Origin of the sequence: Marivita sp., from assembly GCF_020055635.1 — a bacterium.
Lineage (GTDB): Bacteria > Pseudomonadota > Alphaproteobacteria > Rhodobacterales > Rhodobacteraceae > Marivita.
The window spans coordinates 23184-38806 of the sequence record NZ_JAIPUT010000044.1; the positions used below are offsets into that span (position 1 = coordinate 23184).

Here is a 15623-nt window from a genome sequence, read left to right on the forward strand (position 1 = left end):
TACGATTATTTATCGCATGTCTCGACACTGCCGAAGACGGCGCGATGAACCGGAAGGTAATGCACGGTCGGCGCGTCGCCCTCGAGAGCCAGGCGCGACAGGATGACGTTTTCAAAGCAGGCGATCTTTTCGGCGTTGGAATTGCCGACCACGTCGAAGCGGCCCAAATGTTCGGAGTGGTTGTCGATGCTGCCCAGCATCACCACAGACAAGTCCGAAGGACATCGAAGCCCCAGATCGCCAAGCGCGTGATCCAGCTTGTGGCCATCAACCACACCCCAGGTGATCAATGCGCTGAACGGAAAACTGCCATCCACCTGCCGATAGTCACCAAGACCGGCCGTGAGGTCGGTAAGCTTGTAATCGCCCGGCAGCCCCTCGATTTCGATCAGCCAGCCCTGATCGCCGCCATTTTCGCAGAACCGCAGGTATTCGCGCCGGGCCATGGCGATCTGGCGGGCGGGGTGGGCCGAGGTCAGAAACGCGATCCGCTGATGCCCGCTTTCCTTCAGGTGCCTTATGGCAACGGTCAATGCCTCTCGCCAATTGGTGCCGATCGCGTCGACGCCGACCCCGGTGGCGGAGATGCCGTCCACCACCACCGCATTCGCATGGTCTGCGATGCCGGCAATAAAGGACAAGGCCAAGGGCTCGAAATGGACCTGGATCAGGCACACCCGATACCGACCAAGCCGCGACAGGACAGAGAGCGCGTGATCTTCGTCGGAAAAGCCAAGCAACATGATCCGTTGCCCGCGCGTCTTGAAGCGGCGTTCGAGTTCGGTCAAGAGCGAACGGGCCAGTCGGCTGGCCGAGATACGGTAGAGAACCAGAACATCGGCCTCGAATAATTCTTCGTTCGCCAAGGGCTCTGCCACGCAGATCCCGGCGCCCCGCCGGGCGATCAAGTGACCGGATGCGATATAGGGTGCAATAGCCGCCTCGACGGTGCGCTGCGCAGTGCGGAACCGCCGCATGATCTCGCGCACAGTCGGAAGACGCTCGCCAGGCGACAATCGCGCTATCTCCGCCGCGACCCAGGTTTCGATGTCTTTCTTGCGGCTTGCCATGCGCGTCTCATATCAGTTGGCAAAGTCGCGGTGAAGCGGCCGTTCGAGCGGTTGCGGATCAGCATGAGACCAGAAGCCACTGGGCGCCATTCCGAAATCGGCATTGTCAGCCGCAACTGGCAGGCAAGCGCATGCCGGGGCTCTGCAGACCCGACCGTTTTCTTTGCCGGAAATCAGGTCACGCCCTCGGCATGCATCGCTTCGGCCACTTTCGTGAAACCGGCGATATTGGCACCCTTGGTATAGTTGATGCCCGCCTTTGACTGACCGAATTCGGCGCAACTGTCGTGGATGGTTTGCATGATATCCTTGAGCGCGTCGGCCAGTTCCTGGCGGGTTTGCGTACGGCGCTGGCGGTTCTGGCTGATTTCGAGGCCCGATACCGCGACGCCACCGGCATTCGCGGCCTTTCCGGGGCCGAAGAGGAGGTCCGCGTCGCGTATCGCCTTTTTCGCCTCTGCCGTGGTGGGCATGTTCGCGCCTTCGACGATCGTGGTGCAGCCATTGTCGATCAGCGCATTGACCCCGTCCTTGCCCAGTTCGTTTTCGGTGGCGCAGGGCAGGGCGACATCGCATGGCACGCCCCAGGGCGCCGCATCCGCGCACCAGGTCGCGTCGAATTCGTCGGCATAGGCTTCGAGGCTGGCGCCGGATTTGGACTTGTGGTCCTTGACCCAGTCGATCTTTTCCTGCGTCAGGCCATTCCGGTCGTGGATGTAGCCATTGCTGTCGGACAGTGTGATCACCTTGGCCCCGTCCCTGATGGCAAGCTCAGCGGCATGGGTGGCCACGTTCCCGGCGCCCGAGATGACAAGGGTCTTCCCGTCGATCCGGTCACCCTGTTCGGCAAGCATATGGCACAGGAATTGGACCACGCCGTACCCCGTCGCTTCGGTGCGGATCTCGGCACCGCCCATGGACAGGCCCTTGCCGGTCAGGACGCCCTCGACCTGGTTGGTGATCCGCCGATAGGTGCCGAACAGCCAGCCGATCTCGCGCGAGCCGACGTTGATGTCGCCGGCCGGGATATCGACATCGGGACCGATATGGCGGTGCAGTTCCTGCATGTAGGACTGGCAAAAGCGCATGATCTCGCCTTCGGAACGCCCCGAGGGGTCGAAGTCGGCACCGCCTTTTCCGCCGCCAAGCGGAAGGCCGGTCAGGGCGTTCTTGAAGATCTGCTCGAATCCCAGGAATTTCAGCATCGACTGGTTTACGCTCGGCTGAAACCGCAGGCCGCCCTTGTAGGGTCCGATGGCCGAATTGAACTGGACGCGGTAGCCTCGATTGACATGGACGATATTGTCGTCATCGCGCCAGTCCACGCGGAACGAGATGATCCGGTCGGGCTCGGTCAGCCGGTCGAGGATCGCCGCCTCTCGGTATTGCGGCGTGTCATTCACGATGGGCAAAAGGTCTGGCACGACCTCGCTCACCGCCTGGTGAAAGGCATCCTCTCCGGGGGTGCGCCTTTTCAGGGATTCAAGAAATTCGTCAAAGTCGATCTTGTCGTGGGTCATGCAAGCTTTCCAGTCGATCAGAGGCTCACCGTCAGTTCGCCAAGCCGTTCCGTCAGCTTCATGTTCTCGCGGTAGTCGATCGGGACCACGATCAGCGACGGACCCTTGTGGGCGAGGGCGTCCGACAGTTGGGGTTTCAGGTCTTCCGCGCGGGTGCAATTGCTGGCCTCCCAGCCAAAGCTGCGCGCCAGGCCGATCCAGTCCGGATTGCCGAAGGACATGTCGGTATGCTGGTCGAATTCCTGTTGCTGCTTCCAGGCGATCAGGCCGTAGGCCTGGTCTTCCCAGACCATCATGGTGATGTCCGAGTTCAGCCGCCGTGCGGTTTCCATTTCCTGGACGTTCATCAGGAAGTCGCCATCGCCCGCCAGGCCAAGCACCTTGCGGCCGGGGCAACTGATCGCCGCGCTGATTGCGCCGGGAAGGGGCATGCCCATGGAACAGAATCCGTTCGAGATGATGCAGGTGCCGGGCTCGTGGCATTGGTATTGGCGCGCAACCCACATCTTGTGCGCGCCGACGCCGCACAAGAGGATGTCGTTCGGTCCCAGGCATGCGCGCACATCGGCAATCGCCTTTTGCGGCGTGATCGGTCCTTCGCCCGCTTCTTCGGCATGGGCCGCGAATTCGCCTTGCATCGTTTCGCGCAACTCTTCCTGTGCGGAAAAATCGAAATCCAGTGTGGCCCCTCGGGCGCGGTCCTCGAGCGCGGAAATAGCGGCAGCCAGGTCGGCCACGATCTCGACCTCGGGGATGTAATGCGTGTCGACCTCGGCGGGCAGGAAATCGATATGGACGATCTTGGTGTCGCCTTTCGGGTTCCAGCTGCTGGGCGGGTATTCGACCATGTCGTACCCCATGGTGATGATGAGATCCGACTGCTCGACCATCGGCATGGGGAAATCGCGCTGGCCCATCCCGATGGTGAAAAGACATCGCGGATCGTCCCGGTCCAGCGCGCCCTTGGCCATGAAGGTCATCAGCGCGCCAATGCCCGTTGTCTCGCAGAATGCCCGAAGCGCGGCGCTTGCCCGGGTGCGGATCGTGCCATTGCCCGCGATGATGAGCGGGCGTTTCGCGGCGGCGATCAGCTCCCATGCCTGGTCAAGCGCGACCGTGTCCGGGGCCGGGCGGCGCACCGGAACCACGGCAAGCGGCATGGCCGACGTCTCGGTCTTGGCGACATCCTCGGCCAGTTCGATATGCACCGCGCCGGGTTTCTCGGCGACCGCCAGCTTGACCGCCTTGCGCACGATCTCAGGGATCGCGTCGGGGGACAGGATGGCCTGCGACCACTTGGTGACAGACCTGAACATGGCCACCACGTCCATCACCTGGTGGCTTTCCTTGTGCTGACGGGTGATCGCGCCCTGGCCGGTGATCACCAGCAAGGGCGCGCGGTCCATGTTTCCGTCGGCGACACCGGTCATCAGGTTCGTGGCGCCGGGGCCCAGAGTGCCAAGACAGACGCCAACCGTGCCCGTCAGCCGACCATGCACCGCCGCCATGAATGCGGCACCCTGTTCGTGACGGGTCAGCACGAACTCGATCGAAGAGTTCTCCAGCGACATCAGCATGTCGGCGTTTTCTTCTCCCGGCACACCGAAAATGCGGGTCACGCCTTCGGCTTCGAGGCATTTGACAAACAGGTCACTGGCTTTGGTCACGTGTGGCGCATCCTTTTCTGGCTCGCGGGACAGATAGCCTGTTGGCGTCTTTTGACGAGCCGGAGATGAACCTTGGTGACCTTTGGAAGTTCCCTTCGGGATCCGGTTATTGCCTTATTTCAGCCACTTGCCGGGAGCGAGAAGGCGGGGGTCGGTCCGGATCTCGATCAGGTTCACCCCACCGCGTGCCCGTGCCGACGCGACGGCTGCGACAAAGCTGTCGTAGTCGGGGGCCTTTTGTGCATGGGCTCCGAACGACCGCGCGAAATCGCAGAAATCCGGGTTGGTCAGGGCGGTGCCGGAGACACGTTCGGGGTATTCGCGTTCCTGGTGCGCGCGGATCGTGCCGTACCGGGCGTTGTCGATCACGATCACGGTGAGGTTCAGACCGTGATGCAGCGCCGTCGCCATTTCCTGGCAGGTCATCATGAAGCAGCCGTCTCCGGCGATGGCGAAGATCTCGCGTCCGGGCGCGCAGATCGCTGCACCGATGGCAGCAGGAAGGCCGTAACCCATGGAGCCGGAAGTCGGAGCAAGCTGGGAACCGGGCGCACGGTAGCGGTAGAAGCGATGCAACCACGCGGCATAGTTTCCGGCGCCGTTGGTCAGAATGGCATCCTCGGGAAGCACATCGGCAAGATGCGCGAAATAAGGGGCCAGGGGGTCGCCCTCGACCGAGGCAGGACTGCTGAAGCTGTCGTACTGTTGGCGCAGGTCTTTCGTACGGTTGGCAAAGCGATCCGGTGCAATCGGATCCCATGCCGCGACGGCGCTGCAGAAACTCTCTGTATCGGCGACAAGTGCAAGGTCCGGCTCGAACACGCGGCCGATCTCTTCGGGTTCGGGGAAGACATGCACCAGCATTTGCTTCGGGACCGGAGCCGACAGGAGGGTGTATCCGCCCGTCGTCATCTCGCCCAGACGCGGCCCTATGGCGATCAGCAGATCGGTCTCGGCCATGATGTCTTTCAGGTAAGGAGGCGTGCCGACGCCGTAATGTCCGACATAGTTCGGGTGGCGGTTGTCGATCAGCCCTTGGCTGCGCAGCGACACCGACACCGGCACGCCCTGGGTCTCGGCAAAGCGCTGCAACGCGTCGATGCCGGCCGGTGTCCAGCCACCGCCACCGGCCATCACCAGTGGTTTCTCGGCCTTGGCGATCCTGTTCCTGAGCGTCTCCAACGCCTGCCCTGGCGGGGCAAAGCGCGGCGTTTCGATACGTGCCGGAGGCGTGGGCTGCGGGATCTCGTCGTAGAGCATGTCTTCTGGCAGGGCGAGCACCACGGGGCCAGGACGACCCGACATCGCGGTGCGGAAGGCCCGGCTGACATATTCCTGGAGCCGCGCGGCATCGTCGATCTGGGCCACCCATTTGGCCATCTGCCCGAACATCCGCCGGTAGTCGATTTCCTGGAACGCCTCGCGTTCGACCATGTCGCGTGCGACCTGACCAAGAAACAGGATCATCGGCGTGGAGTCCTGAAAGGCGACATGCACGCCCGCGCTGGCGTTGGTGGCTCCGGGACCACGCGTTGCGAAACAGATCCCCGGACGGCCCGTCAGCTTGCCATGGGCGTCGGCTGCCATCGCCGCACCGCCTTCCTGGCGGCAGGTGACAAAGCGGATGTCGCGGTCGCGGCCATAAAAGGCATCCAGCACCGGAAGGTAGCTTTCGCCCGGCACTCCGAACGCCGCAGTGATGCCTTGCGCCACCAGAAGATCGACAAGATGGTCTGCTGCGCGGATGGTATTGGTCTGTGTGGTCATGTCGGTCGAGGCCCTTGGTTGGTCTGGCCGAACGCTAGACAGGTTCGGGCGACAGGGCAAACAGATGGTCGATGCCAACAGGGCGTGTGTCGGCTGTGGATTGCCAAGCGTGATCCCGCGCTGCCAATATGGCGACAGGAGCGGTGCCATATCGCGCCTGCATCCGGAAAGAGGGCCAATGGACATTCATCACGTAACCCCGGCCGAGCGGACCGCCTTGAAGACCTCGCTGACCGACGTGCCGCTGCCCAGCGTCGATGCCGATCGCCCCGCCGCGCTGCTGACCCGGTGCCCGGCGGCCGGGGTGACCCCGCTCGAGGAGGTTCCGGCCTTGGCCGAGGCGGCTGGTGTCGGTCAGGTCCACGTCAAGGATGAGCGCAACCGGATGGGGCTGGGCAGCTTCAAGGCTCTGGGTGCGGCCTACGTGATTGCCCGCGACGCCGAAGAGGGTAATGCAAATGGCCGGACCTATGTGACTGCGAGCGCGGGCAACCACGGCCTGTCGGTGGCTGCCGGAGCGCAGGTCTTCGGGTCGCGGGCCGTGATTTACCTTGCCGAGACCGTGCCGGAAGGGTTCGCAGATCGGCTGCGCGGCTTCGGGGCCGAGGTGGTGCGCCACGGCGCCATCTATGAAGAGGCGATGACCGGAGCGGCACAGGCCGCCGACACCAACGGCTGGGCGCTTTTGTCGGACAGTTCCTGGCCGGGATATTTCGAACGGCCACACACGCTCATGGAGGGCTACCTTGTCCTGATGCAAGAGGCGGTTCGGCAGATGCCCGAGGCACCGACGCATATCTTTCTGCAAGCCGGGGTTGGTGGGCTGGCTGCCGCCTGCGCGGCCTATGCCAGGCAGGCTTGGGGCGATGCGCCCCGTATCGTCGTCGTGGAGCCGGACCTGGCACCCGCGCTCTTCGCCTCGATCCGGGCCGGGGCTGCGCAGGTCACGGAAGGCGCAGAATCCGCAATGGGCCGGCTGGATTGCAAGGAGCCGTCCCTGATCGCGCTCAGGGGCCTGGCGCGTGACGCGGATGATTTCATGCTGATCACCGAGGATGAAGGACGGGTCGGCAGCGACACATGCGCAAGGATGGGCTATCCGACCACGCCTTCAGGGGCGGCGGGGGTGGCCGGTCTGTTGGCTGCGCAGGATGCCCCCGGGACATTTGGCCTGACCGAGCGGTCCCGCGTGCTGGTCATACTGAGCGAGCAGGCGTCATGACCGCCCCGCCGCGCGGAGTTCCGACCGACGAGTTCCGACAGCGTACACGTCGCGCACAGGAGATGATGGCGCATCATGGTCTCTCCGCCCTCTTGCTGACCAGCGAGCCGGAGATCCGATATTATACGGGCTTCCTGACCCGTTTCTGGGAAAGCCCGACGCGCCCGTGGTTCGTTGTCCTGCCCTGCAACGGAGACCCGATTGCGGTGATCCCGTCCATCGGTGCCCATCTGATGGGGCAAAGCTGGGTGACGGATATCCGGACATGGTCGGCCCCTGATTATGGCGATGACGGGATCGGCCTGTTGAGCGATGCGCTCAGGCAAGTGACACCGGAGGATGGGTGGATCGGGATCGCGGATCAGATCGAGAGCCATGTCCGCATGCCCCTTGCCGATCTGCGCCGGCTTGAACACGGATTGTTGCCGCGCGTTCTGGTCGGAGACGCCGCGATCACGCGCCAGCTTCGGCTGGTGAAATCCGAGACCGAGATCGGGAAAATCCGGCAGGCCGTGCGGATTGCCGACCGGGCTTTTGCCCGCGTCGGTGAGATTGCGCATGTCGGGCGACCCTTGTCAGAGGTGTTTCGGCGGTTCCAGATGCTCTGCCTCGAAGAAGGGGCGGACTGGGTGCCGTACCTGGCCGGAGCGGCCGATGCCGAGGGTTACGCGGACGTAATCTCACCGGCCACCGATGTGCCGTTGAGGGCGGGCGATGTCCTGATGCTTGACACCGGACTGGTCTGGGATGGGTATTTCTGCGATTTCGACCGCAACTTCAGCTTGGGTCCGCCGAGCGCGGAGGTCCGGGAGGCGCATGCGCGGATGCTCGATGCGACGCTGGCCGGGGCCGAACTGGCCCGACCCGGTGCGACGATTGCAGACCTCTTTCATGCGATGCACCGGGTCGTGAATCCATCGGGCAGCGTGATGGAGGCCGGGCGTCTGGGGCACGGGCTTGGCATGCAGCTGACCGAATGGCCTTCGATCGTGCCCGAGGATCACACGGTGCTTGTCGCCGGCATGGTTCTCACGCTCGAGCCGTCGGTCGAGATCGGTCCGGGCAAGATCATGGTGCACGAGGAAAACATCGTGATCCGCGATCACGGGGCCGAATTTCTGTCTTCCCTTCAATCTCATGAAATCCGGGTGATCTGATGGCACTGCCTTATGCGATAGACGACGCCCGCCCGACGCAGGTCGGTTTGATCGCGCTGCAGGCCGATGAAACGATCGAACGGGATTTCCGCGTCTTGCTTCCGCAAGAGGTCGAATGCCTCGTGTCGCGCGTGGCCTCCGGAGAGACCCTGTCGCTCGACACGTTGCAGGCGATGGAGGGCGGCCTGACCGCGTCTGCTGCGCTCTTGCCGCGCGGCGCGACCTGTTCGGTGGTGGGCTATGGCTGCACTTCGGCCAGCGCGACCATCGGTCCGGCGCGGGTTGCCGAGATGATCAAGCGGGGCGTGCCGACCGAGCATGTCACCGATCCGCTCACCGCCCTGATCTCGGCCTGTCGGGAAGCGGGCATCAGGCGCGTCGGATTGCTCAGCCCCTACGTGGCCAGCGTAAGCGACAGGTTGGTCGAGGCGCTCGATCACGCGGGTGTCCGGGTCACGTCCTTTGGCAGCTTTGATGAACCTTCCGAAGCGCGGGTGGTGCGGATATCGCGCATTGCGGTTCGCGAGGCGGCGCTGCATGTCGGGCGGAACGGCGTGTGTGACGCTGTCTTCTTGTCCTGCACCAATCTGCGGTCGCTCGATGTCATCGACGAGGTCGAGTCAGAACTGGGCATTCCGGTTTGGTCCAGCAACCAGATTCTAGCGTGGCACATGGGGCGGCTGGCGGGCTTTTCGACCCGGTATCATGCGATCAAGCCGGTTGTCGACCCGGTTTGACGGCGTCTGATCTTCGTCCAAAGGGCGGCTTGAGCGAAATCCCAGTCAGTTCCCAGAGTGATTCTGTGGAACTTCGGTCAGCGGCCCGGACTCGAAAAATTGGTATGAAAGCGCCGAAAATATGTGCGGTTCCCCCACCTTTTCTTTGCGATCCGGGCAATTCTGACTGTAAAAATATTCCCTAAAAGAAAAATGTTTGACCAAAAGTGATAATCCTTTGCAAGCTTTCGTCCACGAGTGATCCAGTTGGGACAATTGGTCCAAACCAATGGTCCACCCGCTGGATGGATAGACGTCTTATTTTCGGGACAGGGAGAAAGACTTGGAACAGGATCTCACCACCTTGGCTGCGACGGTTGCCGAGCTACAGGCGAGTATTGCCGCGACCAACGGCACATTCGCGCAAACTTTTTACTACATCACGATTCCGATCATGGTTCTGATCCATGTCGGGTTTCTTGCTTATGAAATGGGAGCGTCGCGCTCCAAGAACGCACTGGCTTCCGGGATCAAGAACATTCTCGCCTTCGCCATGATCGTGCCCTTCTTCTACTTCGTGGGATGGTGGATCTACTGGGCGTTCCCCACCGGGTTGACGCTGTCAGCGGGCGCAATGGGCATCTCGGGTCTGGCTTATGCGAACGAAATCGCCCTGCCGTGGAGCGAATACATGGGGCCGAACCTCGATGACCGCGCATCTGGCGTGTTCTGGGGCGCCTTCGTGCTGTTCGCCGCGACGACGGCGTCGATCATGTCCGGTGGCGTGATCGAACGGATCAAGCTGACGGGGTTCGTGGTCCTTGCCATCGTGCTAGGATCCTTTGTCTGGATCCTTGCCGCGGCCTGGGGCTGGCATGCCGATGGCTGGCTGGTGACCAGGTTCGGATACCACGATTTCGGCGCGGCAGGCGTCGTTCACATGGTTGCGGGCTTCTTCACGCTGGGCGTGTTGATCAATCTTGGCGCACGGGTCGGCAAGTTCAATCCCGACGGGACGGCAAACCATATCGCGGGACATTCGATGCCGATGACCCTGATCGGGCTCATGCTGATCATCGCCGGTTTCTGGGGCTTCCTGATGGCCTGTGTCATCGTCCCGGGCGAAGCCTGGTCCTGGGGCACGGCGATCGAAGCCACCATCTACGGGACGCCGATGACCCTGTCGGGCATGACCTTCAACATCCTGATGGGATTTGCCGGCGGTATCATCGGTGCCTGGATGGTGACGCGTGATCCGTTCTGGATGATGTCAGGAGCGCTGGGCGGGATCATTTCCTGCGCCGCCGGGCTGGACCTTTGGTATCCGCCAATGGCCTTTGCCATCGGCTTTATCGGCGCAAGCATGATGCCCTTCGCGGCTTCGTTTGCCGAAAAGCGCGGCATCGACGACGCTGTCGGCGCGGTTGCGGTGCACGGGTTCCTTGGCTTCTGGGGCGTGCTTGCCGTCGGGATTGCCGCGCAGGGCTATCCAGCGGTCTTCGGCGAAGACGTGGCGGTCACGTCCTTTACGGGCCAGCTTGTCGGAGCGATTGTCATGGGGCTTCTGGGCTTTGTCCCGGGATACCTGGTGTCGCTCCTGCTCAAGGTGACCGGACAGTTGCGTGTGCCGGCCGAAGCCGAAATCCTTGGTCTGGACGCCGTCAAGGTGCCTGCCTCCGCATACCCGGAAGGCCTGCATCCGTCGGTGAGCCCGGCTGAATAAATTTGCACAGGAAAGGAATATTCAATGGAAGCTCCATTCACAGCAACAAGCTGGGACGGCATTTCGGGCGCAATCTATGCCGGCTACGGGTCCGGCGAGGGGGTCTGGCTGGTGCTGTCTCTCGTGTTGATCGTCGTCGCGATCATCTTTGGCTGGCGTCACGAGGAACACGCCTACAAGGCCACCAAGAAGAAGCTCTGACACTGGACGGGGCGGCGGCAAAGCCGCCCCTTTCGCCCGGTCGCCTCAAAGTGGCCGCGCGCCCGACCCGTGACCCGCAAGGCGTCACGGTTTTTTTCGTCTCAGCCAGTTGGACCCGTCAGGAAAAAATCCGCGCCCGGCTGGCTGGCCGGACGCGGATGGTGACGGAGCCGTCGCGATCAGTGGTTGATCTCAGTTCTGAAGGTAGACTTCCATGCTGTCATCCAGCGCGTCTTTCCAGGGCGTGTGGTGGACCGGCGCCATGGTGCCCGTGATGACCGATTTATAGCTGTTGTTGCGGAACGCCATGATGTCCTGTCCCTTGTGCCCCTTCCATTCGTAGAAGGCCTGGCACGCGCCGTCGATGTCAAAGCTGGGATAGTCGGTTTCGGCCACCAGTTCCTGCACGTAGTCGGCCTGGTAGCGGATGGCGTATTTCACATCGTCGCTTGCTTCTTCCCGGTCCTCGCGCTCTTTCACATCGGCCAGCATGTCGTCTTTGGAGATCGCGGAAAGGTCGATCTTGCCCATGATCGCGTCCCGCACCCACCAGGCCTGGGCATCGAACATGTTGAAGGTGAACCACTGATCCTGCATGCCGAGATAGAACATCTTGGGATTGTGAACGAAAGCGACGCCTTTGTAGAGATCCGCCGAGGCAAGCCGGTTGGCGGTCTTGAGGCGCAGGTCGTCCGGCAGGAAATTGAAGAAATGCTTGTAGCCGGTGCACAGGATGATCGCGTCGACCTCGCGGCTGGTGCCGTCGCAAAAATGCACCGTATTCCCGTCGACGCGTTGCATCGCGGGTTTTTCGTCCCAGTTGTCCGGCCACTTGAAGCCCATCGGCGCTGTGCGATAGCAGGACGTGATCGACTTGGCACCATATTTCCAGCACTGTGAACCGATGTCTTCGGCCGAGTAGGACGAGCCGACGACAAGGATGTCCTTGCCTGCGAATTCGCGCGCATCGCGGAAATCATGTGCATGCACAAGCCGGCCGTTGAAGTTTTCGAAGCCTTCGTAATAGGGCACGTTCGGCGTTGAAAAATGCCCAGACGCGCAGATGACGTGATCGAACTCTTCCGAATAGGCGCTGTCCCTGTCGTGGTCGTGCACGGTGACGGTGAACATGCCGCGCGCCTCGTCATAGGTGACCCAGCGCACGGCGGTGTTGAAGCGGATCAGATCGCGGACCTTGGCCTTGATGACACGACCCTCGATATAGTCGAAAAGCACGGCGCGCGGCGGGTAGGAGGCGATCTGTTTGCCGAAATGCTCTTCGAAGGAGTAGTCGGCGAATTCGAGCCCTTCCTTGGGGCCGTTCGACCACAGATAGCGGTACATCGAGCAATGCACCGGTTCGCCGTTTTCATCCAGCCCGGTGCGCCAGGTGTAATTCCAAAGCCCACCCCAGTTGTTCTGCTTTTCGAAGCACACGATCTCGGGGATGTCTTCGCCTTTTTCCCTGGCGGACTGAAATGCGCGAAGCTGTGCAAGGCCCGATGGTCCCGCACCGATGATCGCCACTCGTTTTGAGGCCATGACTTTACTCCTTTACTGAGCGAGTGAAATTGGTTCTTTTGGTCCAAACCAAATGTCACCTTTGGTTCCGCGCGCTGTCAATGAATTTTCACCTCAGGGATAAATTTTCTCCCCGGTTAAAGTTGTTGCTGCTTTGATTTTGGTCTTGCCGTTGGTAGGAATTGGTATGCTCACCTCAAGTTTCGCGCATCGCATGGCCGTTACATCGCTGTTTCCGAACAATCATGTCGGGATGAGCGAGCCCATCAAGATTGGATTTCTTGCGCCGCTGACCGGTCCGGTCAGTTCCTGGGGGCTGCCCGGTCTGAATGGCTGTCGTCTCTGGGAAGACTGGTTGAACCGGGCCGGAGGCATCCTGATCAGCGGGCGGCGCTATCCGGTTCGGATCGTTCCGTTCGATTGCGGTTATGACCCCAAGCGCGCCGTCGAGGGTGCGCGTCACCTCGTGCTGACCGAACAGGTCAAGCTGCTGATGATGCTGGGCGGCGACAGTTTCACGCCGCTCAGGGGGTTCCTGACCGAGAACAAGGTGCTGACATCAACGCTCCTGCCCAGCGATCTGTCGCCGGACACCCGCTATCTGATCGCACCCTCCGAGGTGCACCCGATCTACAACGTGACCGGTGTCGACTGGATCGCCCGCAATCGCCCCGAACTCAGACGGGTGGCGCTGTGCAGTCAGAAGGATGCGCTCGGCCTGCCATCCATCGCCACCTACCGCGCCGCGAGCGCGGCTGCGGGCCTGAGTGTCGTCAAGGAAGTTCAATATGCGCCCGACACAACCGACATCGCGTCGATTGTGCAGCCGATGCTGGATGCGAAGCCGGACATCCTGTGCTGGTGCACGAGCTACACTCCGCAGGTCCACGCGATGACGGAATACGCCTTTGCCCAGGGGTTCAAGGGCCAGATCCTGTCCTGCACGCTCGACAATTATCAACGGCTGGTCAGACGAACCTCTGAGCAGTTCATGCAGGGAACGATCTTTCAGTTTCCCGATTTCGATGATCCGAAACTTGCCCGCAAGGCGTTCTTTTTCAACCGGCCCAGCACGTTCTTCAAGGAATACAACGCAATTTACCCTGACAGTTGGAGCGCGGTGAGCTGGGAATATGTGGCGATACTCGACATCTGGCATGCGGCTGTCGAAAAGGTGTCGTCGGTCCACCCCGTTTCGGTCATGGCCACGATGAAGCAGATGGACCCGGTGACCCATGCCTTCGGTCCCGCGCGATGGTGGGGGGAATCGTTCTTCGGCATCGACAACGCGCTCATCGGCGACTGGCCGGTTGTCGAACTTCAAGAGGGTCGGGCGCGGATCGTGGAGTTCGGCTCGATCCCGGATTGGCTGGACCAGCACGAGGCGCTCCTGCGGGATCACATGCGGCGCGTCGGACAGCTCTGGCAACAGCGCATCGAGACCGGAGCGCGCCCGGCTGGTCCGGCGACGCGGGACCTTGTCAGCTGATCGCGGTCATCCGCTGTGCAGGAAGAGTTTCTGCTCTTCGACAAGATGAAGTTTGGTGATCTCCACCGCCGCCTCGACATCGCGGGTGGCGATGGCGTTGAACAGCGAGTTGAACCGCGTCTGGTAGTCCTGGATGCGATCGGGTGTCAGGTGCTTGCGCATCAACGCGGTTCGAAAACTCTGTCGGCAGACTTCGATCGTCAACTCGTAGCAGGCTTCCAGCAGCGGATTTCGCGTTGCCTTGGCGATGCTGCGGTAGAATTCTTCCTCGCAGCGCGTGAAGTCGTCGATATCGGTGCGCACGGCCTCGATACGCACGACAATCCGCGCCAGGGCCTCCAGTTCCCGGGGTGTCATGTTCATGACGGCAAGCCGGATCATCTCGGGTTCGATGATGGACCGGACGATGAGGTGATCCAGCGGGCTTGTCCGTTCGCCAAGCGATCCGGGAACAGGTGGCTCCCTGCGGCTCGACCGGTCGGTTACAAAGCTTCCGCTGCCTTGGCGTCGCCGGATCATGGCCCGGTGCTCCAGCACGTCCAGCGCCTCGCGGACCGTGTTGCGCGACACACCAAGCTTGGCCGCCAGCGCCCGTTCGCTGGGCAAACGCGAATCCGGTGGATAATGGCCGGACTGAATCTGGGCGTACAGGGTGTCCACGACAAGACGCACGGTTTCGCCCAATGCATGGCTGATGCCAGTGTCTGCGGTCGCCGTTCTTGTCATCGTCGCTCAGTTCCTGCAAGGCGAAGTGGGAACATAGGTCATCGGATATGCCTGGGCAATCATCAAGCCGGTCAGAGCCACCCGGCGCGGCACGTGCCAGACGGGCCCGGCGCGGCTTGCAGGGAGCGACAGAGCGCAAAGCGCTACGAAACCGGCCGGAAGTTTCCTAAGCGCGACACACCCGGTCAGACCCTGCGCTTTGGATAAAAAATTAATTTTTTTATGGGTTTAAGGAGTGGTTTCTGCGCGTCCGGGGGCGCGTCGAAAGGAAAAGCACGCAGATAATCTGCATTGACCCTTAGGAATAAAAATTGATTATAGGGAATATAACGACGCATCTGAGGATCCGTGGGGAATCGGCGAATGGCATTGGACGAACGCAAGGGTGTGTGGAAATCCGGACGGGGCAAGGGGCGCAAGACGCCCAAGGGCCGTCAATACACCGACGCGGCGCTGGCCGAGGTGCGGGCGCTGCTGGGCGACCGGCCGCGCCGGCGGGATCTGCTGATCGAATTCCTGCACCTGGTCCAGGACGCGCATGGCCATCTGAGCGCCGATCATCTGCGCGCGCTGGCCGAAGAGATGCGGCTGAGCATGGCCGAGGTCTACGAGGTCGCCACCTTCTACGCGCATTTCGACGTGGTGAAAGAGGGCGAGACCCCGCCGCCCGCGCTGACCATCCGGGTCTGCGATTCGCTCTCCTGCGAACTGGCAGGCGCGCAGGCGCTGCAACAGGCGCTGGAGGATGGGCTTGATCCGACGGCGGTGCGCGTCCTGCGCGCCCCCTGCATGGGCCGCTGCGACACCGCGCCGGTGCTGGAACTGGGCCACAACCATATCGACC

Annotated in this window: 13 protein-coding genes; 7 read left to right on the forward strand and 6 right to left on the reverse strand. The window is 62.0% G+C overall.

What is annotated here, in order from left to right:
* Positions 1-5: 5 nt before the first annotated feature.
* The 4 genes from LCF60_RS17505 to LCF60_RS17520 form a co-directional block, all read right to left on the reverse strand.
* Complete coding sequence (locus tag LCF60_RS17505) at positions 6-1070, reverse strand: substrate-binding domain-containing protein (RefSeq protein WP_292293525.1); 1065 nt, start codon at positions 1068-1070, stop codon at positions 6-8.
* Positions 1071-1243: 173 nt separating this feature from the next.
* A complete protein-coding gene (gene gdhA / locus LCF60_RS17510; RefSeq protein WP_363318432.1) occupies positions 1244-2590 on the reverse strand; it encodes an NADP-specific glutamate dehydrogenase in 1347 nt (448 codons plus the stop codon).
* Positions 2591-2607: 17 nt separating this feature from the next.
* Positions 2608-4257, reverse strand: a complete 1650-nt coding sequence (locus LCF60_RS17515; RefSeq protein ID WP_292293526.1) for an acetolactate synthase large subunit — start codon at positions 4255-4257, stop codon at positions 2608-2610.
* Between the two features lie 114 nt (positions 4258-4371).
* Positions 4372-6024, reverse strand: a complete 1653-nt coding sequence (locus LCF60_RS17520; RefSeq protein ID WP_292293528.1) for a thiamine pyrophosphate-dependent enzyme — start codon at positions 6022-6024, stop codon at positions 4372-4374.
* A 178-nt stretch (positions 6025-6202) separates the two neighbouring features.
* Between LCF60_RS17520 and LCF60_RS17525 the strand changes: the two genes are divergently transcribed.
* The 5 genes from LCF60_RS17525 to LCF60_RS17545 all read left to right on the forward strand — a co-directional run bounded on the left by LCF60_RS17525 (position 6203) and on the right by LCF60_RS17545 (position 11043).
* On the forward strand, positions 6203-7246 hold the full coding sequence (locus tag LCF60_RS17525) for a pyridoxal-phosphate dependent enzyme (RefSeq protein ID WP_292293530.1): 1044 nt from the start codon (positions 6203-6205) through the stop codon (positions 7244-7246).
* The gene (locus LCF60_RS17530; protein ID WP_292293531.1) at positions 7243-8403 is read left to right on the forward strand and encodes a Xaa-Pro peptidase family protein; all 1161 of its coding nucleotides are present in this window, start codon (positions 7243-7245) and stop codon (positions 8401-8403) included. The genes LCF60_RS17525 and LCF60_RS17530 overlap by 4 nt, the downstream gene beginning before the upstream one ends.
* On the forward strand, positions 8403-9140 hold the full coding sequence (locus LCF60_RS17535) for an Asp/Glu racemase (RefSeq protein ID WP_292293532.1): 738 nt from the start codon (positions 8403-8405) through the stop codon (positions 9138-9140). Before LCF60_RS17530 ends, LCF60_RS17535 begins: the two co-directional genes overlap by 1 nt.
* A 322-nt stretch (positions 9141-9462) precedes the next feature.
* The gene (locus LCF60_RS17540) at positions 9463-10842 is read left to right on the forward strand and encodes an ammonium transporter (protein ID WP_292293533.1); all 1380 of its coding nucleotides are present in this window, start codon (positions 9463-9465) and stop codon (positions 10840-10842) included.
* A gap of 24 nt (positions 10843-10866) precedes the next feature.
* A complete protein-coding gene (locus LCF60_RS17545; RefSeq protein WP_292293534.1) occupies positions 10867-11043 on the forward strand; it encodes a hypothetical protein in 177 nt (58 codons plus the stop codon).
* Positions 11044-11235: 192 nt separating this feature from the next.
* On the opposite strand, the gene LCF60_RS17550 is transcribed toward LCF60_RS17545, so the two are convergent.
* Positions 11236-12585, reverse strand: a complete 1350-nt coding sequence (locus LCF60_RS17550; protein WP_292293535.1) for an NAD(P)/FAD-dependent oxidoreductase — start codon at positions 12583-12585, stop codon at positions 11236-11238.
* A gap of 166 nt (positions 12586-12751) precedes the next feature.
* Here LCF60_RS17550 and LCF60_RS17555 point away from each other — a divergent pair, with 166 nt between their 5' ends.
* On the forward strand, positions 12752-14053 hold the full coding sequence (locus LCF60_RS17555; RefSeq protein WP_292293536.1) for an ABC transporter substrate-binding protein: 1302 nt from the start codon (positions 12752-12754) through the stop codon (positions 14051-14053).
* 6 nt (positions 14054-14059) lie between these two features.
* On the opposite strand, the gene LCF60_RS17560 is transcribed toward LCF60_RS17555, so the two are convergent.
* The gene (locus LCF60_RS17560; protein WP_292293538.1) at positions 14060-14779 is read right to left on the reverse strand and encodes an FCD domain-containing protein; all 720 of its coding nucleotides are present in this window, start codon (positions 14777-14779) and stop codon (positions 14060-14062) included.
* A 363-nt stretch (positions 14780-15142) separates the two neighbouring features.
* On the opposite strand from LCF60_RS17560, the gene LCF60_RS17565 reads away from it, so the two are divergent.
* The coding region (locus tag LCF60_RS17565) for an NAD(P)H-dependent oxidoreductase subunit E (RefSeq protein ID WP_292293540.1) at positions 15143-15623 on the forward strand (481 nt) is incomplete at its 3' end.

Bases quoted from the DNA above. Each gene is read 5' to 3' on its own strand.
- LCF60_RS17560 (WP_292293538.1), bottom strand. From the start codon at position 14,779: ATGACAAGAACGGCGACCGCAGACACTGGCATCAGCCATGCATTGGGC.
- gdhA (WP_363318432.1), bottom strand. From the start codon at position 2,590: ATGACCCACGACAAGATCGACTTTGACGAATTTCTTGAATCCCTGAAA.
- LCF60_RS17520 (WP_292293528.1), bottom strand. From the start codon at position 6,024: ATGACCACACAGACCAATACCATCCGCGCAGCAGACCATCTTGTCGAT.
- LCF60_RS17555 (WP_292293536.1), top strand. From the start codon at position 12,752: ATGCTCACCTCAAGTTTCGCGCATCGCATGGCCGTTACATCGCTGTTT.
- LCF60_RS17545 (WP_292293534.1), top strand. From the start codon at position 10,867: ATGGAAGCTCCATTCACAGCAACAAGCTGGGACGGCATTTCGGGCGCA.
- LCF60_RS17530 (WP_292293531.1), top strand. From the start codon at position 7,243: ATGACCGCCCCGCCGCGCGGAGTTCCGACCGACGAGTTCCGACAGCGT.
- LCF60_RS17535 (WP_292293532.1), top strand. From the start codon at position 8,403: ATGGCACTGCCTTATGCGATAGACGACGCCCGCCCGACGCAGGTCGGT.
- LCF60_RS17525 (WP_292293530.1), top strand. From the start codon at position 6,203: ATGGACATTCATCACGTAACCCCGGCCGAGCGGACCGCCTTGAAGACC.
- LCF60_RS17505 (WP_292293525.1), bottom strand. From the start codon at position 1,070: ATGGCAAGCCGCAAGAAAGACATCGAAACCTGGGTCGCGGCGGAGATA.
- LCF60_RS17550 (WP_292293535.1), bottom strand. From the start codon at position 12,585: ATGGCCTCAAAACGAGTGGCGATCATCGGTGCGGGACCATCGGGCCTT.